Source organism: Micromonospora sp. NBC_00898 (assembly GCF_045207895.1).
Taxonomy (GTDB): domain Bacteria; phylum Actinomycetota; class Actinomycetes; order Mycobacteriales; family Micromonosporaceae; genus Micromonospora.
Map to the genome: position 1 here is coordinate 894147 of NZ_CP108775.1, position 25261 is coordinate 919407.

Sequence of the window (25261 nt, forward strand, 5' to 3'; positions counted from 1 at the left end):
CCGCCGCCGCTACCGCCGTTACCGGCGGGGGCCGGCAGCGGTAACGGCCCCGGCGACCCGACACCGTCGTCACCATGGACGCGCGAATCCGAGTAGCAGCGGCACTGACCCTGACGTTGGCCGTTACCGGCTGCGCCGCCGGCGCACAGCCGACGTCAGCCAAGCCGAGCACTAGCAGCCCGGTGGTCAGCCGCGGGCCGGTCGGCATGGTCGCCCCGGTGCCGCCGCCGACGCAGCCCGGCTTCTCGTACGCCGATGCCGAGCAGGTGTGCCGACGGTTCGTGATTGCCCTCTACAGCGCCGACACCCGCCGCGACTCCGGCCCGGGCGACGCCTACCAGCGAGCCGTACGCTTCGCCAGCAGCACGCTGGCCGGACATAGCGCCGCCGCCGACCGCGACCGCCGCTGGGCGACCTGGGCCGGTCATCGCGTCCACCTCGACACCGTCGTGGAGCCCTTCGCCGACCTACCGCAGCCGGGGGACAGCGCGATCGCCGCGCGGCGCACGATCCGGGTGACCGCGACCGCCGTGGGCGAGGACGGCTGGCGTGGCTGGACCCAGCACAGCGTCATCGACTGCGCCTTGCGCCGCGGCGGCCCGGACGGTCCCGGCTGGCGGGTCAGCGGCTGCGAGATCCGCCAGGCGGGCCTGCGATGAGCCGGAGGTGGCTGATCCTCGCCGGTGGGCTCGCCACCGTTGTCCTGGCACCGCTGGCCCTGGTCGTATTCGTCGCCCTGTCGGTACTCGGGGCGAGCCCTGCCATGGCCTGCACCATCAGCCCGCCCAGCGCCTCGCCCGGCGCGACAGCGGCGCCACGGGACTGGCCCACCCAGGGCTCCTGGACCTCCGAGCAGGTCGGTAACGCCGCCACCATCGTCGCAGTCGGCGCCGAGATGCACGTGCCGCGTTACGGCTGGGAGGTCGCCGTGGCCACCGCGATGCAGGAGTCCACCCTGCGCAACCTCGGTCACCTCGGGGCGGACAACGACCACGATTCGCTCGGCCTGTTCCAGCAGCGACCCAGCCAGGGCTGGGGCAGCCCCGAACAGATCCTCGACCCCCGATACGCCGCCCGGAAGTTCTACCAGCACCTGGTCGAGGTCGACGGCTGGCAGACCATGCCGCTCACCCAGGCCGCGCAGGCCGTGCAGCGTTCAGCGTTCCCTGACGCCTACGCGAAGTGGGAGCCCGAAGCTGAGCAGTTGGTCGCGGTGATCAGCGACGGGCTCGACATCGTCTGCACGAGCGACGGCGGGGACGGGCTGCCGCCCCTGGACGACGCCGGCCTCCCGAAAGGTCTCGTCCTGCCCACGGACCCGCAGCTTCGGGCCGTGGTCTCCTTCGCGCTGGCCCAGCGAGGCAAGCCCTACGTCTGGGGCGGCGAAGGACCAGACAGCTACGACTGCTCCGGGCTGATGATGGCCGCTTGGGCCAAGGGCGGCGTGCAGATCCCCCGGATCACCGCCGACCAGGTGCACACCGGCGTCGCCGTCCCCGCACTGGCAGCGATGCGACCCGGCGACCTGATCTTCATCCCCGGCTCCGACGGCACGATGTCCCGGCCCCGCCACGTCGGCATGTACATCGGTAGCGACCGGGGCGGCCGGCAGTATCTCGTTCAGGCGCCCAAGACCGGCGACGTCGTGAAGGTGGTCGCGGTCAGCAACTGGAGCCGGCAAGTCGCTGCCATCCGCAGGCCGGTGCCGCAGTGAGGGACTACGCTGCCACTGTTCAACCACATCCTCATCTGCCGAGTTGAGTGCGTTCGACCATTGGCAGACGGCGATTCGGAGCCGTATCCACTGCCTCGGTCGAGAATCGCCCGGTGTAGTCGGAGTAGAGCCGCAGAGCGGTCGCGAGGTCCGACAGCACGCGCGCTCTTCCTGCCGTTACGACTTCAGCTTCGAACAATGCTGCCGTTGATGGCATTCAGATCGAACGAATGGTCGGCCTCGGCCAGCGGCCAGTTCCGCGCCGGTCATCCCCGTTGGCCGTCGAAATATAAAACCCCTGTAACCGGCATCTTCGCCTTGCGCGGTCTGAGGTTCCCGCTTTGCCGCTCACGCCTCGCCGCCCCTCAACCGTGGTGGCTTCTTGGTCTCGCCTTTTCGCAGCGGCATAGGGGCACCATCAACGACCCGTACTTGCTGCAGAAAGTTCATAACTTCCGTTAATGCCTCGTCGTCGAGCAGGGAACTCTTCCCGGCAAGGATCAACTTGATGGAGCTCTCCAGTTCCGGAGCGAGGTCATCATTCTTACGGAGGGCCCGGGATAGTATTCTTCTTTGCTCTGCTGCGAATTGCTCCGCGACCTCAGCTGCCATGAAGCGCTGAAGGAATTCCGCGGTGCTCATGCTGATTCCGGGCTCTTCGAGCTCGGCGCCCGTAGCTCGGGACGAGTCCGCCGACGACGGTGCGTTCAGAACGACCTGTTCGGCCGTGGCAGCGTGGGTGTCGACGTCGCCGGCCGCAGCCTGCCGACTCCCGACCTTTGCGCGTAGTTTCCGACCAATCTTGCTCAACGCCCGCCTCGTCGCCGGAATCACGATCTCTTCCACGACGGGAGCGACGACCTCCCGACCGAGCCGCTCGATCGCATCTCTGAGCAGAGGCGATATCGCGTCGACGAACGCCTGCTGAGCCGGCGACAGATCCACCGCCCGTGCACTTCCCTTGGGATCCCGCCCGCGTGCGCGAAGCCTTACGAGCTCATCCGGATCGACTGGAATCGACTCAGTGGGACCTAAGAGTTTGTTGGTGCCGTCTTCCCGTAGAAGGTCACTCTCAAAGCCGGGAGACTTGGCCGATTTCGAACGATGCGCTCCCTTGCGAATCCGGACATAGCGGAGTTCCCAATCTTCGTCCATGCGACTCTAACGCTCCGGCGCTCCGCGAAATAATTCATGAACTGCATGCTCCCCGGCGTGCGAACGGTAGAACGCAGCTTCACGCGCGAAGCGCGGGCCATTCATGGGGAGCTGCGATGGAGTATACAGGTATCGTTCGGCCGGCGTCGACGCTGAAGGTAATGCACCAAGGTGGTACCAGGCGTGCCGATCCGAAGCTCGTCCTTCCAGCGCGACTGGGACGTCAAGGGAGCCTGGCTCCGGCAGCGCGGTTTAAGTTGATTTGCCTGAATCATTCCGCGCGGTACCAGTGGTGATGAATACGCCCACTGGACTTGCCGAAGGCCTGGAAGCTCGCACGCTAATTTGCCGCGTAGCGCACGTCCTCCGGCCAAGGCGCCGAATTGATTGCCGCGGGAGTCGGTGCCCCATGCGTCGTCGGCGCAGGCAGCGATGGCGCTTAGCGCCTGAACAAGGGCACGACGTGCGCGGTGACCGCTCCTGATCCAACGGATCGGCGTTGCCGTCTCGGCCAGGACATGCGTGCATCAAGGCCCCCGGCGGGAGGCTCAGCCGCGCGTGGCGCCGTCGTCCGATCCGGATCGGAAGCGACGCGGCGGCAAGGGCGGCGGGGCCGCAGGCGACGTCGGCGGTCGTTCCGTCGACACGGGAGTCTGGCCCAGGGGGCCACCCAGATCGTCGTCGTCGTCCGGAAGGTCATCCGCACGTGACGAGCCGTTCCCCGTGATCCGCTGATCGTCCGACATATGCCACCTTCGGGGTATGGACAGTGTGACAACCCGACCTTACTGTCCGTAACACATTGGAAGCGACTGATGTGGAGCGCGTATGCCAACAACGGTTGTCGGACTGTTCCTCATCGTGGTCTTCGCTCTTCCTGGCTATGTGTACCACAAGCTCGCGCTCCGCCGACGACCAGAACGGGTGGACACCGCCATCCAGGAGCTGCTGTCCATAGTGTTCGCAGGGGTCGCCATCGACTTGGCCGCGGCGGCCATCCTCGCCCTGGTCACCGTCGTGGCCTCGCCGCGTGCGCCGAACCTGTCCCAAATCATTCTCAGGCCCGCGCCCTACAGCGCCGCACATCTCGCCCTCGTCACTTGGTGGCTGCTCGCCTTTCTCGCGCTCGCCCTCGCCATCGCCGTCGTCTTCGGATGGGAGCCGTGGGAGAAGCGGCTCCCGGCCCGATGGCAGGGCTGGCGCAACGATCGCGCGCGCCGCGTCCGCGATCAGCAGTCGGCCTGGTGGCTGCTGTTTCACGAACACCCCGAGTCCACGATCCACGTGGGCTGCGCCATCGACGACGGCAGCTACGTCGCGGGCCGGCTGCACAGCTACAGCAAGGCCCCGGTGGAGAACGGGGACCGCGAGCTCACTTTGAGCGGTGAGATCTTCTACCGGGCGCCGGAGGATCCCGACGGCGGCATTCTCCCGTCGGTCAACGCGGCGTCGCTCAGCGCTCGCCGCATCGTCCTGCTCACCGTCACGTACGTCCTGCCCGAACCGGCGGCGCCGGCCGCCGTCGGGCCACCCGCGGAGGTGTCGTCGTGACCGCGGTCATCTCGCAGGCGTGGGGCGCCTACGAGGTGAACCACGTGGTGTCGGCCGCGCTGGCGGTAGCCCGGAGCCGCGCGGCCGTACGGGGCGAGAGCACACCCCGCCTCTCGGACGTAGCGGTCGCCGTCCTCTCCGCGCCCGACAGCCTCGCCAGCGCCGCTCTGACGGCCGTCGGCATCCCGCCGCAGGAGTTGCTCGCCGAGCTGCCCATCGGCCCGGCGCCCGTGGACGGCAATCAGGGCTCGAGATCTGGAGACGAGCGGATGAGCGCCCTGCTCGCCCGCGCCGACGGGGAACGCCGGCGGACCAACGACGACGCCATCGGCTCGATACACCTCGCCGCCGCGCTTGCTGGCTTCCCCGACGCCGAACTCGCGCCGCTGCACGGTGCCGGCATCGACCTCGACCTCCTGCGTACGGGGGTCGCGAGGACCGCGGCCGACGTGGCGCGGGACGACCGGGCGTTCGCGCCGGTGCCGCGGCCCCCGATGCTCGTCGCGCCGGAGACGCCCGAGATCGCCGACCTCGTGACGCGGACGGGTCGAAGTCGATCGGCCGTCATGAAGCAGATTCTAGACAGCCTGATGCCCGCCGGCCCCAATGCCACCTCCTCGCCGTACGGCTTGGTGCGGGCAGCCCGATGGGCCCGGCTCAAGGTGATCCACCAGCTGATGGTGGTCGTCACCCTGATGATCGCCGTACGTTGCGGCATGCACTGGTGGCTCTACCTGCCCCTGGTGCCGGCCCTCGCCACGCCGACCGAACTATCGGCCATCGTGTGGCTGGCCTTCGTCGTGGCCGCGGTCGTGCTCAGCCCCGCCCCCGTGGTGGTCGCCCTGGTCCTGACGGCGGCGGTGGGTGCGGGCGGCTCCTGGTGCGAGCTCTGGATGAAACGGGTCGACCTGGGCGACCCCGGGACCACCCCCCGCGACATCCGTCGCGCGGCGCGAAACACCGGGAAGAAATTGGTCTTTCGCAAACTGGGGCTCGACGATGACGACTGACGTGCGCGCCGGCCTGCCGACGGCCGACACCGAGGCTGCGGAGTGGTTGCGCGAGTATGCCGCGCAGGCGCGAGAACTGGAGGACCTGTCCACGTCCGTGGATGTCGTGCTGGTGGCCGGCATGGCGGGATTTACCACCGCCGCCGAGGTCCTCCTCGACGCGATCGGGGCGCGCCGCGCTATCCGGGCATCGCGCACCGACCGGCGTCACCTCGGCTGGTACCAATCTGACCGCGTACGGCCGATGCTCCGCGAGCTCGCCTCACCCCTCATCTTCCGCATCGGCGACGCGCTGGGCATCGTGGCCGGCCTCGCCCTGCTGTGGTGGCCGATCGACTGGCGCACCGGCGCTCAATTGACGATTCTGGCAGTGGCGCTGCTCTTCGCCGGCCGGCGGGACGTCAGGTCGGTCGTTCTCCTCGTCGTAAGCCTGGCGGGGGCGATGCTCCTCGACGTCGGCCGATGGTGGTACTGCCTGGTGGCCGCATTCCTCGCGTGGACCCTGCTCTCCTACCGCAGCCTCGCCGAGCTGCTCGAGGCCCCATGGGGGGCCCGCGGTCCCATCCTTGGCATGGTTCCCGCGCGCATCCGGATCCGCTTAATGATCACCGGTCGCGCGGCCCGGCTGGCCAATGCCGTCGATCTCGCCACCGCCAGCCGGGCCGACGTGGCTGCGCCGTTCGTGACTCTTTGCGACGACCTGCCCGCCGCGGTCCAACCGATGGTGGAGATCTGCCGGGCCCTGCTCGCGCTCGACCGGGGCGACGTCGACGACGCACTCGCACGGGCGGCGCGGGCTACCGCGCGGGACCGTCCCATGCCGGCCACGGTCCGCGGGTGGTGCCTCGCCCAGCTCGCAAGCCTGCTCGCCACCACCGGAAACCCCGAGGCCGACCGGTGGCGGCGGGAGGCGATCCCGCTGCTGACGCCGCGCTCCTGCCGCCGGTACGCCCGGCCGCTCCTGCTGGCCGAGGCGCAGCAGTACGTCCTGGCGGCGCCGTTCCCGGACGCCGTACGCCTGGTGCATCGCTACCGACTGCTGGCCGTACGGCGCCGCGAGTTCGATCTGCTGCGCCTCACCGAGATGTGGCTCGCCCGCCTGATGATCGCGCACGGGCGACTGGAGGACGCCGCCGTCGCCCTCGAGCAACTCGTCAGCGGGGAGGACGGACGCACCGCCTTGTTCGGCTCCCGGGACGAGACTGCGAACGACCTCTTGCTACGGGCGAGCGTGCAACTGGATCGCCGGGACCGCGCTCGAGTCGACCCCCGCCGCGATGTCATCACGGCGCTGGCCATGCTCGACGCCGACGCGCGGCCGCTCGCGGCCACGACCGGCCGCCTGCTGCTCGCCAAGCTGGACGACGCCGCCGGCGACGGGACGGCCGCCCTGGTGCAGGCGGCCTCGGCCCTGACCGCGGCGCAACACGGCCGGTACATGTTGCCGTCGGCCGCCTGGCGTGACTCCTGGAGCCGTACTCAGCTCGACGCGCACGCCACCACCCTGGCGCTGGCCTCCGCTCACGGTGACAGCCCCATGGTCGCGGAAATTATCGAAATCACTCGCGGCGAGGTTCTGCCCTCGGTGACCGACGCGCGTACCCTCTCGGCTCTCGCCGCTCTGGACGCCACCGCGACCGACATCGAGCACGTCGCGGGCGCGGCCGGCTCCGACGTCGCCGAAGGCGTTGCCACGGTCGCCGCGCTGCAAGGGCTGAGTCCGGTACGGCAGCCCCCGCGCGTCCGGATCGGTTCGGGCCTGCGGCTGCCCGGCCTCAACCCCGAGATCGCCGAGATCGACCTGGACCGCGAGCTGGACGCGATCGGACCGCGGACGTGGTATTGGAGCGCCGTCACGGTCCTCGACGACTGCTACTGGGCGGTCCGCGACCCGGCCGGACAGTGGAGCCACGGCCGCATCCCGCTCTCCGCCGACACGCCGGCCGCCGCCGCGTACGCCGATTTGCTCGATGCCCTGCCCTTCGCCCGCCCCGGCGAGGACGCCGAGCGGATCCGCGCCCGGGTCGTGGCCGGCGCGCTGGGCCGCGCCGCGGGCCCCCGGGCGGAGCGTGACATGCTCGGGCGGATCGCGGCCGCCTTCCTCCCGCCGCCGCTGGCCGAGGGCCTGCGGCGGGCGACCGGTGACGCCACCCTGGTGGTGTCGCTGCCCACCGCTCTCGGTCACCTGCCCGTCGCCGGATTGCCGCTGGGGCCGGGGAGCGACCTGCGCGTCGTCGAATGCGCGGCCGTACTGCACATGCCATCCTGGGGCGTCGTGCATGCCGGGCGGCGGTTCCACGGTGGACCAAGACGGGGCACCTGGCCGGCGCGGCTGGCGATCGTCGCCCCGCACGGCGACGCCGACATGGCGGTACTCGAGCGGCCGGAGGGTGTCGGCCGAACCGTCCGGGGCCCGCTGACCAAGCGACAGTGCCGCGACCTGCTGCACGCCATGAACGACGACCGATCATGGCTGCTGACGCTGGTTGGCCACGTCGATGCGGTGCCAGGCAACGCGGCGGCGGGCGGGCTACGCCTGGCAGCCGGCGAGCCGGGCAAGGTCGACCGGCTCACCATGAACGATCTCGTCGCCGAGGAAAGCGATCGGCCGTTCGAGATGCCGGAGCGCGTCGTCCTCATCGGCTGCGGCAGCATCGGCATCGGACCACCGCCCGCCCTCCTCGTCGGACAGGCGCCGGCCAGCGAGTGGCTCGGCCTCGGCTCGGCGGTTGTCCTGGCCGGCGCCTCCCACGTGTGCTGCACGCTCTACACCGTGTACGCGAGCGCGCACCTGAAGCGGATGACCGATGCGCTGATTGCGGGCCTGTCCTCCGGGGCGGCGCCGGTGGCTGAGCTGCGCCGGGTCCAACTCGCCGAGCTAGCGCGCTGGCGCGACGGGCAGCGCACGTTCCCCGTGCTGTGGCTGTCCCTGGCGTATGTGGGAAGGGGGTGGGACACACCGTGAGCGCCCTCTCGTACGCGCTGCGATGGTTGCCACTTCCGCTCCTCGCCGCGCTGTGCGTCCAAGACCTCGGCTGGTGGCGCACCGGCGTCGTCCTGCTGGTCTACCTGACCGTCCGCCAATACTGGTTCCTCAGCCTCCCGATGGCCGTCGCCGGCGTCATGTGGCTGGACATCCCATATTGGTACCTCTTCTTGGCCGTCGTTTACCGGCTGGTGTGGGACCTCAGGCTCAAAACCGTTTTCGCGCGGCTCGTCCGCGCCCGCCAGCACCGCGATAGCGTCCGACTGCCCGCGGTGACGCCCCGCCTGCGATGCGGGCACGGCCTGGGCGAGCGCATCGAGGCCGCAGACGAGCTAGCCGGCCGCGGGCTCGCCGACGCGGCGACAGACGCCTACCTCGGGATCCTCGCCGACCATCCGGTCGAGCCGGCCTGCGGCCGGGTGCTCCTGCTGCGGACCGCCGAGGCGGCCCGCGCCGCGGGCGATCACATGCTCGCCGCCGAGTTGAGCGCCGCGGCGCTGCGTGGCGTGCCGCCCGATCCGACGGGCCGGCTCGCGACCATCGCCGTGCGCGCCCACACCACCCGGGCGGCCGCCCTCGTCGGACTGGGCGATCTCGACGAGGCGACCCGCAGCCTGCGCCGGGCGCAGCGCCTCACGCAGGCCAACCGGGCCACCGAGCGCTACGTGCGATGGACGGCAGCCGAGGTACGCCTGGCGGGCAGTAGTATCCGAACCTTCGGCGAGCTCAGCGAACAGGTCGCGGGCGCCATGGGCGAGCAGAAGTTGGGCCTGCGGGAGACCGCCGTGATGCACCGGCTGACGATCATGGCGGCCTGGCGGCTGCTGGAGGCCGGCGACGGGAAGGGTGCCGAGCGAGCGTTCTATTCGGTACGGCGACGTCTCGACCTCGGCCCGGCGCGCGGGATCCGTGGTCCGGATGGTCGCATCCGAAGCATTCCGGCGGAGCGTCAGCCCGCCTGGCGTATGTTCACCCTCGCCATCGCCGGGGAGGTGGCCGCCGCTGCGGCGCAGCAAGAGCCGCTCTCCTCTGAGGATCGCACGGCGGCTGACCTCGCTACGGACCTGGCCTGGTATTTCGACGAGAACCTGACCGGCGCACGGATGCTGCTGATCAGGGCCCTGTTCGATCATGGCAGCGGCGGTGACGTGCAGGAGGCCGTGGCGAGGTTGCGGAGGGCTCAGCGCTTTGCCGATCTGGGGTTGCATACGTTCGCCGACCCGCGCCGGCAGGCAGAGTGGGTGCGCCTGCGCCAGGAGATCGCCGACGGGTTGCGGACGGTCGCAGGGATCGTGGAGCCGCCGGTCAGCTCGCCGTGGCCGGTGACGCCAAGCGGGCGCGAGCAGGCGGTGGAGGCTCGCGCCAAGGCCGAGGCGTTGTTCGACCGGCTGGCCGCCATCGACCCGGAGGCGTTCGGCGCGGTCCGCCGGCGGCTGGCGCCTCCGCCGGCGGTTGAGCTCGACGACGCCACGTCGCGGGCGCTGTGGGCACCGACCGCCGAGGGGCCGCCCGCGCCGGCCGTTGACTCACCGGGCCGGCCGGAGACGAAGGCCTCCGGCGCACCTGCCCGCCCGGAGACGACCCCGAAAGAGAAGCGCGTCGGCCCACCCCCGCCGGACCCCGAATGGCTGGAGCCTTTAATGTCGGCGGCGGGCGGCCGTTGCTGGACCCTCCCGCTCGCCCTGGACCTCGCCCGTGCCCTCGGCCACGGTCACGTCGGCCCCGAGCACCTGGTGCTGGCGGTAGCGCACGACGGCGACTGCGCCGAGATCCTCGCCGGCTTCGGCGTGACGACCGAGGCGCTGCGGTCGACGGTCGGCTGCTGGTACGCCCGAACCGGAAAGACAGCACCGGATCTCGATCCCGAGCTGACCACGCTCGCGCACGACGCGGCGTTAGTCGCCAGCGCGCTCGGCGAAGGCCGAGTACGCGCCGCCCACCTGTTCATGGCGCTGCTTGCGAACCCGCACGGCGCCGGCGGCGCCCTCCTGCGAGCCCACGGCGTCGACCTGGAGGAGGTCCGGGTCCGCTCCGACGCGGCGCTCGCCGGTCCGGTCCTGCAGGCGCGGGCCGGGCCGCTGTTCACGGCCGGGGAGATCGTCCACCACCATCGGCTCACCCTGCCCGCTTGGCTCGCGATCGGCCACGCGCTCGATCTCGCGGCGGCCGAGCCGGGTCGAATCCTCGGCGTCCGGCATCTCGCCGAGGGAGTCGAGGCGTACGGGAGCAGGGTCCTGCCCCGGCTCGAAGCCGACGGTCGCGGCACCGTGCGGGTCGGCCTCCCGGCTCGCGGCATCTTGACCGCCGCACGGGCCGGCGCCGATGCCGCCGGCGAGTGGGGCATTGAGCTGGATCACCTGAGTCGGGCGATCGGGCGGCAGGAACCGAGTACCGGGGCGCCGGACCGGCCGGGCACGCGGGCGGCATGCGAGCGCGCGGCGCGGCGCGGCCGCCGTTTCGTCACTCGCGAGGACGTTCGTGAGGCGTCCGTCCTCGACGGCGCCGACGACCTGCTGCCCCCGGTGCCAGTGCTCACCCCGGCTGTTCGCCGGGCCCGTCGCCCGGAACGGAGCACCGCATGAAGCGATGCCGGCACGGAGGCGAGACCCTGAAGCGCGCCAGGCGCCTGCGTGCGGAGGGCAGCTTCGCTGCGGCCCTGGACGACTACCTCGCCGTGCTGGCCGATCATCCCGCCGACACGACCGTCTGTCGCCGGCCCATCCTGATGGAGACCGCCTGGCTCGCGTACGCGCTGGGTTGCTCCGAACTGGCCGGCGTGTGCGCGAGCGCCGCCTACCAGGAGGCCGTTCTCGGCCGAGCCGAGGCGCCGGCTCTGCTGCTCATGGCGCTCGTGGACGCTGGTAAGGGCGAGCGGGAACGGTCGGAGCAGCGCCTCGGCGAGGCTCGTGCCCGTGCCCGGTGGAGTCCGGCGCTGCGGCGTCGCATCCGCCTCGGCGCGGTGGTCGTCGGTGTTCTCGCGTCCGCCGACGGCGAAGCGTTGCGCGGCCGCGGCCGCCGCGATCGCGCACTCGCCCGACTCGCCTACGCCTGCGCCCTGGACATCCGTGACCACCCCGACGAGGCCGCGGAGCACTTCGCCAGGGCCCGCGCCGAGTTCGAGCGGCTGCGCCCAGTGCGGCGACTGCGCCGCCGCGGGCGGCCGGGCGCACGCCGCTACCGCGACGCCCTCGCGGAACTCGGCTGGGCAGGCGCGGTGGCCGGCCAGGGACGCTCCGCGCCCGACGCCCAGCTCGCCGCGGCGACACTCGCGGCGCGAGGCGCCACCGAACGGGCGATGCGGCTGAATCCGGATCTGCCCCCCGCGGAGCGCCGCAATCCGAGCCTGTTTTTGTACGCCGACGACACGCTGGTGAAGCGCTGGAGCGACCTCATCGGCGGCGATCCGGACCGCAGCTGGCTGACTCCGGCGGATGCCGAGACTCTGGTATCCCGGCTCATCGACGTCTACGGGCGGCTGCGCGCCACCGACCCCGACCACTTCACCCCGGGCGACCGGCTCACCGCGCGAACCCTGGCGCTGTACGGCGATCGCATGGGATATCCCGGGCTTGCGCTGGAAGCGTCCCGGGCCGAGCTTCGGATCGCCCGGTCCGAGGCCGGCACCGGCGACGAGCTCGGCTGGGAACAGGTGGCCTGGGTTCTACGCCGCCAGGCCGTCTGCCTGCGGGACGCGGGCGTGGCCGACGGCCGGATACCCCTGCTGGTCGAGGCGGCTGAGCTGTATAGGCAGAACACCACCACCGAATCCGGCCGGAACACCGTGCGGCGCCTGGGCGATGAGATCGTCTCACTGCACCTGGCCGGCGGCGACTGGGCGAGCGCGACCGCCGCGACCGTCGCGTCCCAGCGCCGACTCGCCGCCATGTCCGGCGACGACCCGCTGCCCGGGATCGCGGCGGCGCTCGGCATGCTCCACGCCAAGTCGCTGAACAACGCGCCGCCCGGCGTCGCGCACGGCCTCGCCACCGAGCGCACCGAGGTTCTCCGGATCCTCACCGGACGAGATCCCGCAACGTTCGCCGGCGAGTACGGCGAGCACCTGTTGACCTTGATGCACTCGCGGCCGGACGTGACCGGTCCCGTCCGCGAGGCGTCCACCCTGGCTCGCGGCCTGGGCAATGCCGTACTCCGCCTCCGGGTCACTCGCGAGGCGGCCCGTCGTATGCTCACGGATCGGCCGGATGAAGCCCTGGCCATCCTCGACGAGGCGATCGCCGCGGGACCGTTGCCCAAGGGCGCCGCCGCGGAGGAGGCCGAGGCACACCGGCTGCGGGCCGACTGCCTGCGGCTGCTCGGCCGCGAGGCGGAGCAGGTGAACGCGTTGCGGCGCGAGGCGGAGGTGAAGCTCCGTTACGCCGGCAGTACCTTCCCTCATCAGCGGCTGCTCACGATCGAGGACGTGCTCTGGAAAGCCGGCCGGATCGACGCGGCGCTGGCCTTGGTGGACAAGGCGGTCGACGCGGTGTCCGACGGGTCCGACGCCGCCGGAATGCTTCGGCTGCGCCGGACCGAGCGCGCCGCCGAGCTACTGCGCGATGCCGAGGCCCTCGAAGAACTGGCCGTCGTGGCCGAGCGGTACCCGCTCCTCGCGGCGCGCTGCCAGGCGGCATACGGGCTGGTGCATTGGCGGGCGCAGCGGCGCGATGACGCGATCGCCGCGCTTGACGAGTCGCTGCGGTTGTTCGACGGGCAGCACTACGCGCGGCAGATGCGCGGCGTCTTCCGGAGGATGCTCGGGGACAGCCGGGCGGCGTTCGACGATCTGACGATGGCCGCGCGGGTCGGACCCTGCCGGTGGACGACGCGGGCCGCGCTGTCGGAGACGCACCTGCTCCTAGGCGACGGCGAGGCGGCCGTCCGAGAAGGTCACCTCGCCGCGGACCTCGCTCCGGGCCAGGCGGCCACGCACGCGGCGTACGGGCTGGCGCTGCTAGCCACCGGCGACCGTCGCGAGGCGCTCGACGAACTGGACGCTGCCATGGCGTTGCGCCGGACCTTTGCCCCGCTCAGCCTGCCGCGGTTGCTGGTGGCACGGGGCGACCCCGAGGCGGCGAGCCGGGAGATACGGGAAGCAATGGAGACCGATCCGGCGCCCTACCTGGTGTGGGAGACGGCCATCGACCTGCGGCAGCTGGCCGCCGCGCTTCCGGAGACGGCGGACGGCTGCGCCACCATGCTACAGGTGCTGGCACTGGCCGGAAAGCCGCCCGAGACGGGAAATGCGACCGGCTGATCTCAAGGAAGAATGGCATGGCACGCGACACGGGCCGGCCCGAGTCGACGATAGCTGTTCTGGTGTAACTGGATAGGTCCCTGGATCGAGGCGCGTTGGAGCCGGTGGTCAGGCGGTGGTGGGGATCCAGGGGTTGCCGGCGGCGGCGGTGATGAGGGCGTCGAGCATGCCGAGGCCGTTTCGGGTGGCGGTGGCTGTGTAGCTGCGGATCGCAGCGAAGTGTTCGGCTCCCGTGAGGGTGCGCATGCTGCCGGAGACTTTGATCCTCAGTTTCGGCATGCGGATGGTCCGCTCGGCCGGGTTGTTGTCGAACGGGACGGCGGGGTTGGTGACGAAGCGCAGGTAGTCGTCGCGGCGGTCACGCAGCCGGACGAACAGGGCGTGATGCTTGCGTTCGAGCTTGCTCGCGCGTTCGGCGGTGGCTTGGGCGCCGAGCACGACCGCGCTGCGCAACAGGTGCAGGTGGTAGGCGAGGTCGGCCTGATCAGGTGTGGCGTCGGCGGTGTGCGCGGTGCCGACGAGCTGGTTCAGCTGCCGCAGGGCGCTGATGGCCTGGCCGGCGAGGTCGGCGACCAGGCCGGTGGCGGTGTCGGTGACATAGATCAACTCGCGGAGCGCGTGGGCGTTGCACAGCGCGTGGACCGCGTCGGTGTAGGTGTCGTACGGCGCCCACGCGTCATGCACCGCGACCCCGCGGAACCGCGGGAGGATCCCGATCTCGTCCATCGCGATGGTGCCGCGTTTCGGGTGCACGGCGAGGAGCACGTCGGTGGGTGTGGAGGCGGAGTGCAGCCACGCGAGACGGCCTGCGGTGCGCATCCCGGTCTCGTCGAAATGGGCTACCGGTGCGGCGGCGACGCGTCCGGCGATCACCGGCAGCACGCGGTCGATGATGCCCAGGGCGGTGCGTTTCACCCAGCCGGCCACGGTGCCCGCCGCGACCGGCACCCCGAACAGGTCCTTGATCGCCGCCGCCGTGCGTGACACCGACAGGAACTGCCCGTGCAGCAGGTAGACGCCGATCCCGGCCAGACGCGGCCCGTACACGACCGGCGCGGACGCCTCTGGCGGCGCGGGCGCGGTGGTGTGATGCCCACACGCACAGGCCAAAGTGATCAGCTGATGCTCGGTCACCTGAGGCTTCGGCTCCGGAAGGTCGATCACCTGCCGCCGGGTCACCTCGATCTCGGTAGCCGCCGCCAGGCTCTTCCCGCACCCGGCGCAAACCGCGGGCCGGTGCCGGAGCACCACGTCCGGGTCCGCCACCCGTTCCAAGGTGACACCGTCCTGACCCTTCGGCCGTCCCGGACCCCGACCCGACCGCCCGCGCAACGACTTCGGCGCCGGCTTGGCCAACCCGTCCGACGAGGGAGGCTTCGACGAGTTCGACGACGACAACTTCAACCGGGCTTCCAGATCCGCAACCCGCGCGAGAGCCTGCTCCAACCGGGCGGTCAACTCCACGACGTGCGCAACCAGCTCGTCATACGACGGCAACGACTCGGCAGGCACAACCCGCCAAGCTACCAGCCTCCACAACAGACACCACAACCGCCTGACGACCTATCCAGTCACGTTCTAACGACCTCGTACCAGTCCTTCATCGCTTGCGACCAGCGGCGCCAGGTCTCCTCGGGGACTTGGGCCATGTCGTTGCGGATTTCGGCGATGGGGAAGCCGCTGGCGGGTATGTCGTAAGGCGTGTAACCGACAGCGAGGCAGGAGAGCAGCTGAATGACTTCGTGCCGGGCGGGCGTGGCGGGGTCGGCCAGCAGCTCCAGCAGGAAGGGGACGGCGTATGCGCTGGCCTCGTAGCGGGTGCCCTGGTGGTAAATGTTGCCGTACAGCTCGTACATTGCCGCGCTACGGACCTCGGCGTCGGATGACCGCAGATCACGGATGAGGCCAGGCACATCCTCGGCACTTCCGTACGCGTGCGTCAACGACGCCCAGTCGATGCTGTCCAGATCAAGTCGCACCCGCCGCATTCTCCACGAGGTGCGCCGTCATGGGGTACCCCTCGATGATCGCTGCAGCCATCAGCCAAGTCGGGTTCCTCGAGAGGGGGCCCGATCATTGGGCTGAGAGGTGCTGCGCGGAGCGCGTCGGCCACCGGTGGCTTCCGGCCGTCGGGAATGACGAGGCCCAAGACGTCGTCCTCCGGTTGTCACCGCCATGACACGACCTCCTATCCCGAGCGGTGAACGGCTTGTCCGTCCGCTTGTTCCTGCCGCACTGCCTGCCCGTCCACGTCCCCGCCCGGCGACGATGCCGGCACTGCCCGCCCGGGGTGCCCTACCCGCGTCGGTCAATGCATCTGAACTTCTACTCGGGATGGCTCTCCCGTCCCGCTGCGGCCGCGTGACCGAACAGCACCTCCTGCACGCACTGCGCTGGCAGCCGGGACGCCGCCTCGGCATTCAGGTGTACAACGGGTTGCTCGTCGTCGGTTCGGCCGACGACGGTCGGCACAGGGTGGGCAGCCGAGGCGCGCTGCCCCTACCGGCATCTGCGCGGCGAATGTGCGGGATCGAGCCCGGCCAGCCGGTGCTGCTCGCCGCTCTCGTCACCTCTGACCTGCTCGTCATCCATTCCGTCAGCACGCTTGCCCGACTCGTTGCCGACCTGCACGCCCAGATGCCGGGAGGCGCCCATGTCTGCTGATCCAACGGCCGTCGCCACAGCGCTGCAGGTCCTGGCCCATCTCGGCGTCACCCTGACCGACCTTCAATCCGACACCGGCGCGCCAGCCACTCTGCCGACGGTTGCCGAGTACCTGCCCCGCGTTGTCGCGGCAGCAGGCCCCGGCGCGAGACGGACCTACGGCACTTACTGGGAGCGCATGGCCACCGCGTGGGGTGATTGGCCTCTGAACCGCGTCGCGGCCAGCGACATCGAGGCGATGAAACAGGAGATGGTCGCCACAGCCCGGTCGAGGCGTAACAGCCGCAGTGGCCGGCACGCCGGCGAGCATGTCATCGCCGCCGCTCGCGCCTTCTACTCCCGGGCTGTCGCTGACGGTCTGATCGACGCGTCGGCCAGTCCTGCCCATCGTGTAGCCAAACCCCGCCGCCTCCCGAGCACACGCCGCGCGTTGACGCCGCACGAGCTGGAGGAGATCAACACGGTGGCGCGGACCAGCGGCAACGATGTCATCCTCGACGCCCTCGTGCTGCGCCTGCACACGGAGAGCGCCTGCCGGCGCGGCGGCGCCCTCGCCCTGCGGCTTGTCGACCTGGATCGCACCAGCGGGCTCGTGCGCCTGGCCGAGAAAGGCACCGTGCGGTGGCAGCCGGTCAGCCTCGACCTCGCCGAGCACCTGTACGAACACGCCCGCGTCCGCGGCGCCGTTGCCCCCACCGACCAGCTGTTGCGCTACCGCAACGGCCAGCCGATCAGCAGCCGCCGCTACGACCACCTGTGGAAACGCATCGGCGAACGTCTGCCCTGGGTCGCCGCCCAGGGCATCTCCACCCACTGGCTGCGGCACACCACCCTCACCTGGGTGGAACGCCACTTCGGCTACGGAGTCGCCCGCGCCTACGCCGGGCACACCGACAGCCCAGGCTCCTCCACCACCACCTACATCAAAGCTGACCTTCACGATGTGGCCGACGCGCTGTCGGCGATGACCGGACAGCCACACCCACTCGTCACGGCGCTCGAGACCTCCAACGGTCCGGCGACAGGGACGTTGCCCTGACCGGCCAATCCGACTCGCCCCAAGTGGCGCGGTGGGGGAGTGGCGCCCCACCGCGCCGCAGCGCGGCACGGCAGTCAAAGATGCCGGTGGTTGGGCGACAACGTCACCAGAGCGCATTCCTCCATGGATCGGTGGTGGCGCTTCACCGCATAGCCTTGCGCCGACGGCAATTGATCACTTCGTGCGATGGTTTCGTCGCACTGTGCGGGTAGCCTGACGCCGGCTGAGTAAACCCGAGAGGGAAGACGCCCGTGGAGTACGACGAGATCGATTGGTTGCGTCGCCAGGACCCTGCCTGGCGGCTGCTCCGTGCCGACCATGCACCGCTGGTGCTGCGGTTCCTCGGCCAGGTGTTCGTTGATGACAACGTCAGGTCGATCTCGGGGGATCGGCTTGCTGAGCGTCTCGACGACATGTTGTTCGCACTGAATGACCAGTACGGCGAGGGGACGTTCCCGAAGAGCGCCCGTGCCTACCTTGGTGACTGGGTAGACGCGGGCTGGCTACGCCGATACTACCCGCCGGACTCCGACGAGGTTCACTTCGACGCAACCCCGGCTGTGGAACGCGCGCTGGCATGGGTACGCAGCCTGCAGGCACGCGAGTTCGTGGGAACAGAGTCCCGCCTCAATATCGCCGTGGACCTGCTACGGCAGATGGCCTTCGGCGCGGAGACCGACCCTGACGCACGCCTTGAGGTCCTACAGCGACGCCGCGCGGAGGTCGACGCGGAGATCGCTCGGGTCCGCGCCGGCGACTTCACCGTGCTTGATGACGCCGCCCAGCGCGACCGCTATCAGCAGTTCGTGGCGACGGCGCGGAGCCTGCTCGGGGATCTGCGGGAGGTGGAGGACAACTTTCGGGCCCTCGATCGGCGGGTGCGTGAGCGGATCGCGGCGTGGCAGGGATCCAAGGGCGAACTGCTCGATGAGATCGTCGGTAGTCGGCAGGCCATCTCCGGGTCCGATCAGGGCCGCAGCTTCGACGCGTTCTACGACTTCCTGCTCTCGCTACGCCGCCAGGAGGAGTTCACCGATCTGCTGGAACGGGTCAGGCCCTCGACGCCATCGGCCATGCAGACCCACGCATGAACCGTGTGCAGTACGACTGGCTGGAGGCAGCCGGCCGGACACAGGCCACCGTGCGACTGCTGTCGGAGCAGCTTCGTCGATTCCTTGACGATCAGGCGTGGCTGGAAAACCGCCGGGTCATGGACGTTCTCCGCAGCATTGAGGCACGCGCACTCGCGCTACGAGATGTGGACACGTCGAGGGTGAGAACGTCACTGGACGACACTCGGGTCGAGGTCGTGCTGCCAATGGAGCGGCCGCTGTACCAACCCCGTGCTCGGCACGCCGTCAACAGCACCAGCACCGCCGACCCTGTAGTCGACGTTGACATGTCGGCGCTGTTCCAGCAGGTGTATGTCGACCCCACGCGTCTGGTCGCGGCAGTGCGCGACGTGCTTCGCGGAGCATCTCAGGCGTCGCTGCGGGACATCATCGGCGCTCACCCACCGACGGACGGGCTCGCCGAGCTGGTGGGCTACCTGTCCCTGAATGACGCCTCCTTCGAGGTGGTGTTCAACGAGTCACGCCGCGAGTCGATCACCTGGACCGATTCCGAGGGCAACCGCCGTACCGTCACCGCCCCGTCGGTGACGTTCGTCCGGACGAGGGAGGGGAGAGCGAATGAACGCGCCGGACACACGGAGTGAGCCGTCGCTTTCCGTGGCGGTAACGCAGCTCATGAAGGGTGTGGTCTACCGAGACACCCATGCGGCGGCCTGGCAACATTTGGCGGCGCTGCAGCCCCAAGTCCGTGATTACGTCGCTGTGCTCGGGTTGGTCGTCGTCATCGATGAGTCTGAGGGATACGCCTATCTGAAATCCCGGCCCGAGGATCCCGATCTCCCGCCTGTGCCGCGGCTGGTGCCGCGTCGGTCCCTGTCGTTCCACGTCAGCCTGTTGCTCGCCCTACTGCGCCGCAAGCTGGCCGAGGCCGACGCCAGTGGTGCGGATCCCCGGCTCGTGCTGACCCGCCGCCAGATCATCGACATGCTGACGGTATTCATGCCCCCTGGCGCCAACGACGCCCGCCTAGTCGACCAGATCGACGCTCACCTGACGAAGGTCGTCGAGCTGGGATTCCTGCGCCGGACGAAGGACAAGGACCCCAGCTTCGAGGTGCGCCGCATCCTTAAGGCGTTCGTCGATGCCCAGTGGCTGGCGGACTTCGACTCCCGCCTTGCGGAGTACGCCGCCGAACTCACCGAAGATGAGGATGACGCTGCATGACCCGCCACGGCTACCGCCTGCACCGGTTGGAAGTCCGCAACTGGGGCACCTTTGATCAGCGGGTCTGGACCTTCCACCTCGACGGAGCCGACAGCCTCCTCACCGGCGACATCGGCTCTGGCAAGTCCACCCTTGTCGACGCAGTAACGACGCTGCTGCTACCAGCCAACAAGATCTCTTACAACAAGGCGGCCGGAGCGGAGACCCGCGAGCGGTCGCTGCGCTCCTACGTTCTCGGCTACTACAAGTCCGAGAGCAATGACGCCACCGGCACCTCCAAGCCGGTCGGATTGCGCAGCGGCAGTTGCTTTTCGGTGATCCTCGGCGTCTTCGCTGACGAGACGCTAGGAACGACAGTGACCCTCGCCCAAGTGTTCTGGCTGAACGATGCCAACACCGGCCAACCCGAGCGCTTCTACGTCACCGTCGGTACCTCCCTGTCGATCAGCGAAGACTTCCTCGACTTCGGCACGGAGATCTCCCAACTACGTCGACGGCTACGCCAACGCGGAGCCAAGATCGCCGATCACCTCCCCGAGTACGGCCAAGACTTCCGCAGGAGACTCGGCATCGCCTCCGAGCAGGCAATGGACCTGTTCCACCAGACCGTATCGATGAAGGCAGTCGGCAACCTCAACGACTTCGTCCGCAGCCACATGCTCGAACCCTTCGACGCCGCATCGGTGATCCGCCAGCTCATCGACCACTTCGACGACCTCAACCGAGCTCATGACGCGGTCCTTCGCGCCCGAGAACAGATCGCCGGGCTCACCCCGATTCTCGCGGCCTGCGACGCACACGACCAGCACGGCCAAACGCTGCAAACCCTCGACGAACAACGCGCCGCCCTGCCGCACCTCGTCGCCCGCCGCAGCGCCGACCTCCTCGACGCACAGATCACGAAGTTGACCGACCAGCTCACTACAAACCGGACACTGCTCGGCCAGGTCGACGGGGAGATCGGAGCCCTGGAAGAAGAACACCGCCGCGCCGACCTCGCACGAGAGGGCCTCGGCGGCGGACGCATCAGGGAACTCGAGCGACAGATCAAAGACCTCTCTGCAACCCGCGACCTGCGCAGGGACCGCATGACGGGCCTGAACGCACTGCTCGACGCAGTCGGACTCGCCCGCGTCGCCGACGCCACCACCTTTGCGACCCGCCAGATGGCAGTCGCCGAGGAAATCCAGCGACACGACAGCGCGATCGCCGACCTTCACACACTGCTACCACCGACGCAGGCGTCCACGTCCGTGACCTGGAAAAGGACGCAGCCGAGATCAACGCCGAGCTGCGCAGCCTCAGCGGCCGACCGAGCAACATCCCACGCCACAACCTCGCCCTGCGGCAACGTCTCTGCGCTGGCCTCGACCTACCCGAAACCGAACTACCCTTCGTCGGCGAACTCGTCCAAGTCCGCGCCGAACACGCCGAGTGGGAAGGCGCCGCCGAACGCGTCCTGCGAGGCTTCGCACTGTCGCTGCTCGTTCCCGATTCGCACTACCGGGCAGTTGCCGACTGGGTCGACGAACACCATCTGGACGGCCGACTCGTCTATTACCGGGTACCAGCCACCGTGCCCAAGGCCGTCGAGACGCCGCCGCTCAACGCCGGCCTCCAACTGTTTGACACCCTCGACCTCAAAGACTCACCGCTCACCCCGTGGCTGCAACGGGAACTTCGCCACCGCGCGGCACACCAATGCGTCACCACCATGGTCGACTTCCGTCGCGCTCCCAAGGCGATCACCCGGACTGGCCAGCTTAAGGACCCTTCTGGACGCCACGAGAAAGACGACCGCAGACGCATCGACGACCGCAGCCAATACGTCCTTGGCTGGTCCAACGAGTCGAAGATCCACGCCCTCGTCGAACAGGGCCAACGAATCGACAGCCTCCTAGACGCCGCCCGCAAGACCGAAAGCGAGCTCGCCAGCAAGATCAAAGCCCGAAGCCAGCGGCTGGGTGAGCTCCACAAGATCACCGTCTACCAGGACTTCGCCGACCTCGACTGGGAAGCAGCCACACACACGATAGAACGCCTGCAGGACGAGAAACGTCGCATCGAGTCGGGCACCCAAGGTATCGCCGAACTCACCGCCGAACTGGAGGGCCTCACGCAACTGCTGCAGGGCGCGAGACGCCGTCGTGACGAGCACAGCAACAAGATCGCCGTCACCGAGAACGCGTTGAAAGCTGCCGAGTCTCGCCGCCAAGAGGCCGACGAGCTTCTCGACGACCCACGTCATGAAGCGGCAAGTGCCCACTTCCCGCAGCTCATGACGCTCATCCCGGTCCAACCGGTCACGCCCGAGGGTTGGGACCGCCTCCGCGAATCACTCATGACGACACTCGCGCGCCAGCGGGACGACGTCATGAAGAAGCAGAACCAGGAGAGCAACAAGGCGGTCAGCCTGATGACGGCCTTCCGCAGCACCTACCCCCTGGACACGGCGGAGATGGACGCCTCGCTCGCGGCCGCCGCCGAGTACCGCACCATGCACCAGCGCCTCGTCCACGATGACCTACCTCGCTTCGAAGCCGAGTTCAAGACCTACCTCAACACCAACGCCATCCGCGACATCGCCACCTTCCACTCCCAGCTGCGCCAACAGGCCGCCCTCATCAAGAACCGCATCGCCACGATCAACGAATCCCTCGTCGGGATCGACTACAACCCAGGCCGCTACATCCGGCTCGACGGCAACCCGAGCCCGAACGTCGAGGTCCGCGAGTTCCGAACCGAGCTGCGCGCCTGCACGGACGACGCCCTCGGCCACGATGACTCCGAGCAATACTCTGAACGTAAATTCCTCCAGGTCAAAGATGACATGCATCGGCTACCGCCGTTGGGGTTGAGCTGATCGACGGGCGCTTTCGGCAGAGAACGTGGAGAGGCCTCCTCAGCTCAGACGCAGCAGGATTGTTCTGACAGAACACGTGCGTGCGGATCACGTGCGTGACCCTCGGGAGCGTGAGGAGGTCTCTCATGGCCATCGTAGGTGGGTTGGACATCCACCGGAAGCAGCTGACGTTCGACTACGTCGATACCGACACTGGTGAGGTCATGCGGGGGCAGATCGCGCCGGCGGATCGGTTGCATCTGCGGTCGTGGCTGTCGCGGTTGTCCGGCCGTGACGATGTGGCGTTCGGGTTGGAGGGGTGCACTGGGTGGCGGTACGTGGCTGAGGAGCTGGCCGCCGCTGGGTTCGAGGCGCATGTGGGCGAGCCGGCCGATACCGCGGCGTTGCGGGGACGTAAGCGTCGGGCGAAGACCGACCGGACCGATTCCCGGCACATCCGCGAGTTGCTGGACACCGGGCGGCTGCCGCAGTGTTGGATCCCGCCGTGGCGGGTGCTGGAGTGCCGGGCGTTGCTGGAGGCCTACCACGATCTTCGGGTGGAGCACACCGCGTGGGTCCAGTGAGCTTCCCCCCTCGGGCCGGACACCCTGATCCCTGGCAGATGAGCCAGGAGGAAGGATGCCCTGGTGGCACGTCCCTCGCAGTACACCGAGCAGTTCCGTAAGGACGCGGTGGCGTTGGTCCGTTCGTCGGACTCGCCGTTGCGGCAGATAGCCCGTGACCTGGGCGTCAACCATGAGACGCTGCGTGGTTGGGTCCGGGCCGAGGAGCGTAGGGAGGCCGGCGGCCGGTCCGCGGAGCCCGAGTTGACGCTCACCGAGCGCGAAGAGCTGCGCAAGCTGCGTGCTCGGGTGCGGGAGCTGGAGCTGGAGAAGGACATTCTCCGCAAGGCAGCCCAATATTTTGCCAAGGAGATGGGGCATTGACCAGCCGCTACCGCTTCATCTCCGCCGAGCGCGCCACCTACGGCGTCACGCGGCTGTGTCGAGTCCTGCGGGTGCGCCGCCAGGGCTTCTACGAGTGGTTGCACGCCGCGGAGGCCCGCGAGCAGCGTGAGCAGGACGAGGACGCGCTCGCTGCGGAGATCACCGCGATCCACGCGGCGCACCGACAGGCGTACGGGTCCCCGCGCGTGACGGTGGAGCTACGCCGGCGCGGCCGGCGGGTCAACCGCAAGAAGGTCGAGCGGATCATGCGTCAGCGCGGGATCGTGGGCTTCACGCGCCGGCGACGCCGATCGCTGACCAAGCAGGATGTGACCGCGCCACCGGCCCCGGATCTGCTCGGCAGGGGCTTCACCGCCGCCGCGCCGGGCGAGAAGCTGGTCGGCGACATCACGTACCTGCCCACCGAGGAGGGCTGGCTGTATCTGGCCACCGTCATCGACCTGCACACCCGCGAGGTGGTCGGGCACGCGATGGCCGAGCACATGCGCGCCGAGCTGGCCTGCAACGCGATCACCCTGGCCGCCCGCCGGGGCCTGACCGGCAAGGGCGCGATCTTCCACTCGGACCGCGGATCGCAGTACACCTCCACCGAGTTCCGCCGCTGCCTGCGCAGACATCGGCTACGGGCATCGATGGGCCGTACTGGATCTTGCTATGACAATGCGGCCGCGGAAAGCTTCTTCGCGACCCTGAAAACCGAGGTCGGCACCAAGGTCTGGCCCACCCGCGCCGCCGCTCGCCAAGCGGTCTTCGCCTACCTGGCCTACTACAACACAAACCGTCTACATTCGACCATTGGATACCGCACACCCACCGAGGCCCGCCTCGGGTATCGTCACACCCACGCCCTCGCAGCGTGAGAACCCCGGTGTCCGGTCCCGGGGTGGAAGCTCACAGCGGGTGCATGCGGTGTTGTTCCACCAGGGCGCTCCCGCGTTGGGTGAGGGCGGGCTGAGCACCAGCGAAGGTCTCGGCCGGCTGGAACGGATCGCCAACGAGCAGCTGTCACCGGCCGGGCAGACCCAGGTCGCGGTCGCCCAGCGGATGCTCGACGTTTGCGATGAACAGCTGGCCGTGGTCCGCCGGCAGGTGCTGGCCGCGGCCAAGCAGATGCACGGCGCCCGGGTTCTGGGCGAGGCGTTGTACGGTGTCGGACCGGTCACCGCCCTGGCCCTGGTGTGCTGGCTGGGCGGCGCCGGGCGGTTCCGCTCATCCCGGCAGGCGGTCCGGTTCGCCGGGCTGGACGTGACCGTGTACTCCTCGGCGGGCAAGTCCAGTCCCGGGCGCCTGTCGCGGCAGGGACCGGCGGTGCTGCGCTGGTGCGTCTACGAGGCGGGCAAGACCCACGCCCGCGCATCGGCGCCGGACCACGCCTACTACGCCACGGTCAAGGAGCGTATCGACGGCAAGCGTGCCGCGATCTCCGAAGCCCGGAAGATCATCAGGAAGGCGGTGCACCTGCTGAACGATCTCGGCGACGACGCGTTCATCTGGACCGGGACCGGGTGATCCCGGTGGAGGTGGCGGGCAGGCGGGTGCCACATTCTCACCCGATGCGCGATGCGACCAGTTCCTGCCAGAGGGCTGTCAGGCCGCGATCTTCCGCCGTGCGGGCGACGCGGACGGCCTCCAAAGACTGAGCGGTCGCAACCCCCGCAGGCGGGGGACAACCAATCGATCATCATGTCGCCGGGTCATGACCAGCACGGTCGGCTCGTGGGCCTAGGTAAGCCTGGCTGCCCGCGCCTGCACCACCACACTCCACAGAGGACACATCACGG

21 protein-coding genes and 1 pseudogene are annotated in these 25261 nt (G+C 69.4%); 18 read left to right on the forward strand and 4 right to left on the reverse strand.

All coding sequences use genetic code 11. The features are described 5' to 3' along the window. Positions 1-74 precede the first annotated feature (74 nt). Positions 75-659, forward strand: coding sequence for a hypothetical protein (locus OG799_RS04160; RefSeq protein ID WP_406043258.1), 585 nt, complete (start codon positions 75-77; stop codon positions 657-659). Further along, the gene (locus OG799_RS04165) at positions 656-1714 is read left to right on the forward strand and encodes a C40 family peptidase (protein WP_406043260.1); all 1059 of its coding nucleotides are present in this window, start codon (positions 656-658) and stop codon (positions 1712-1714) included. Before OG799_RS04160 ends, OG799_RS04165 begins: the two co-directional genes overlap by 4 nt. A 348-nt stretch (positions 1715-2062) precedes the next feature. Here OG799_RS04165 and OG799_RS04170 read toward each other — a convergent pair whose 3' ends face one another. Next, positions 2063-2869, reverse strand: coding sequence for a hypothetical protein (locus tag OG799_RS04170; protein WP_406043262.1), 807 nt, complete (start codon positions 2867-2869; stop codon positions 2063-2065). 828 nt (positions 2870-3697) lie between these two features. Between OG799_RS04170 and OG799_RS04175 the strand changes: the two genes are divergently transcribed. The 5 genes from OG799_RS04175 (at position 3698) to OG799_RS04195 (ending at position 13670) form a co-directional block, all read left to right on the forward strand. Then, the gene (locus OG799_RS04175) at positions 3698-4420 is read left to right on the forward strand and encodes a DUF6338 family protein (RefSeq protein WP_406043264.1); all 723 of its coding nucleotides are present in this window, start codon (positions 3698-3700) and stop codon (positions 4418-4420) included. Continuing rightward, positions 4417-5430: a hypothetical protein gene (locus OG799_RS04180; RefSeq protein WP_406043266.1), complete on the forward strand. Its 1014-nt coding sequence runs from the start codon at positions 4417-4419 to the stop codon at positions 5428-5430. Before OG799_RS04175 ends, OG799_RS04180 begins: the two co-directional genes overlap by 4 nt. Next, positions 5420-8395 (forward strand): hypothetical protein, encoded by a 2976-nt coding sequence (locus tag OG799_RS04185; RefSeq protein ID WP_406043268.1) that lies wholly within the window; start codon positions 5420-5422, stop codon positions 8393-8395. Before OG799_RS04180 ends, OG799_RS04185 begins: the two co-directional genes overlap by 11 nt. A gap of 140 nt (positions 8396-8535) precedes the next feature. Next, a complete protein-coding gene (locus OG799_RS04190) occupies positions 8536-10998 on the forward strand; it encodes a Clp protease N-terminal domain-containing protein (protein WP_406043270.1) in 2463 nt (820 codons plus the stop codon). Beyond that, a complete protein-coding gene (locus tag OG799_RS04195) occupies positions 10995-13670 on the forward strand; it encodes a hypothetical protein (protein ID WP_406043272.1) in 2676 nt (891 codons plus the stop codon). Before OG799_RS04190 ends, OG799_RS04195 begins: the two co-directional genes overlap by 4 nt. A gap of 108 nt (positions 13671-13778) precedes the next feature. Here the strand turns inward: OG799_RS04195 and tnpC are convergent, their stop codons facing one another. Next, positions 13779-15182, reverse strand: a complete 1404-nt coding sequence (gene tnpC / locus OG799_RS04200) for an IS66 family transposase (protein ID WP_406043274.1) — start codon at positions 15180-15182, stop codon at positions 13779-13781. A 59-nt stretch (positions 15183-15241) separates the two neighbouring features. Then, positions 15242-15649 (reverse strand): hypothetical protein, encoded by a 408-nt coding sequence (locus tag OG799_RS04205; protein ID WP_406043276.1) that lies wholly within the window; start codon positions 15647-15649, stop codon positions 15242-15244. 382 nt (positions 15650-16031) lie between these two features. Here OG799_RS04205 and OG799_RS04210 point away from each other — a divergent pair, with 382 nt between their 5' ends. The 6 genes and pseudogenes from OG799_RS04210 to OG799_RS04235 form a co-directional block, all read left to right on the forward strand. Then, on the forward strand, positions 16032-16334 hold the full coding sequence (locus OG799_RS04210; protein WP_406043278.1) for an AbrB/MazE/SpoVT family DNA-binding domain-containing protein: 303 nt from the start codon (positions 16032-16034) through the stop codon (positions 16332-16334). Beyond that, complete coding sequence (locus tag OG799_RS04215; protein WP_406043280.1) at positions 16324-17373, forward strand: tyrosine-type recombinase/integrase; 1050 nt, start codon at positions 16324-16326, stop codon at positions 17371-17373. The genes OG799_RS04210 and OG799_RS04215 overlap by 11 nt, the downstream gene beginning before the upstream one ends. A 251-nt stretch (positions 17374-17624) precedes the next feature. Continuing rightward, a complete protein-coding gene (locus OG799_RS04220) occupies positions 17625-18464 on the forward strand; it encodes a DUF3375 domain-containing protein (RefSeq protein ID WP_406043282.1) in 840 nt (279 codons plus the stop codon). Further along, positions 18461-19090, forward strand: coding sequence for a DUF3375 family protein (locus tag OG799_RS04225; RefSeq protein WP_406043284.1), 630 nt, complete (start codon positions 18461-18463; stop codon positions 19088-19090). The genes OG799_RS04220 and OG799_RS04225 overlap by 4 nt, the downstream gene beginning before the upstream one ends. Further along, positions 19065-19670 carry a DUF4194 domain-containing protein gene (locus OG799_RS04230; protein ID WP_406043286.1) on the forward strand — a complete coding sequence of 202 codons (606 nt, stop codon included), beginning with the start codon at positions 19065-19067 and terminating at the stop codon, positions 19668-19670. Before OG799_RS04225 ends, OG799_RS04230 begins: the two co-directional genes overlap by 26 nt. Continuing rightward, a pseudogene (locus OG799_RS04235) lies at positions 19667-19858 on the forward strand (ATP-binding protein); the annotation flags it as partial. The gene OG799_RS04230 and the pseudogene OG799_RS04235, both read left to right, overlap by 4 nt. 309 nt (positions 19859-20167) lie before the next feature. Here the strand turns inward: OG799_RS04235 and OG799_RS04240 are convergent. Beyond that, a complete protein-coding gene (locus tag OG799_RS04240) occupies positions 20168-20890 on the reverse strand; it encodes a hypothetical protein (protein ID WP_406046523.1) in 723 nt (240 codons plus the stop codon). A 356-nt stretch (positions 20891-21246) separates the two neighbouring features. On the opposite strand from OG799_RS04240, the gene OG799_RS04245 reads away from it, so the two are divergent. The 5 genes from OG799_RS04245 (at position 21247) to OG799_RS04265 (ending at position 24989) form a co-directional block, all read left to right on the forward strand. Then, positions 21247-22533, forward strand: a complete 1287-nt coding sequence (locus tag OG799_RS04245) for a hypothetical protein (RefSeq protein WP_406046524.1) — start codon at positions 21247-21249, stop codon at positions 22531-22533. A 125-nt stretch (positions 22534-22658) separates the two neighbouring features. Continuing rightward, on the forward strand, positions 22659-23096 hold the full coding sequence (locus OG799_RS04250) for a transposase (RefSeq protein ID WP_406043288.1): 438 nt from the start codon (positions 22659-22661) through the stop codon (positions 23094-23096). A gap of 63 nt (positions 23097-23159) precedes the next feature. After that, positions 23160-23459 carry a transposase gene (locus tag OG799_RS04255; protein ID WP_406036412.1) on the forward strand — a complete coding sequence of 100 codons (300 nt, stop codon included), beginning with the start codon at positions 23160-23162 and terminating at the stop codon, positions 23457-23459. After that, entirely contained in the window at positions 23456-24340 is an 885-nt protein-coding gene (locus OG799_RS04260; RefSeq protein WP_406036413.1) for an IS3 family transposase, read from the forward strand. The genes OG799_RS04255 and OG799_RS04260 overlap by 4 nt, the downstream gene beginning before the upstream one ends. Before the next feature lie 49 nt (positions 24341-24389). Beyond that, positions 24390-24989, forward strand: coding sequence for a transposase (locus tag OG799_RS04265; protein ID WP_406043290.1), 600 nt, complete (start codon positions 24390-24392; stop codon positions 24987-24989). Positions 24990-25261: the final 272 nt, after the last annotated feature.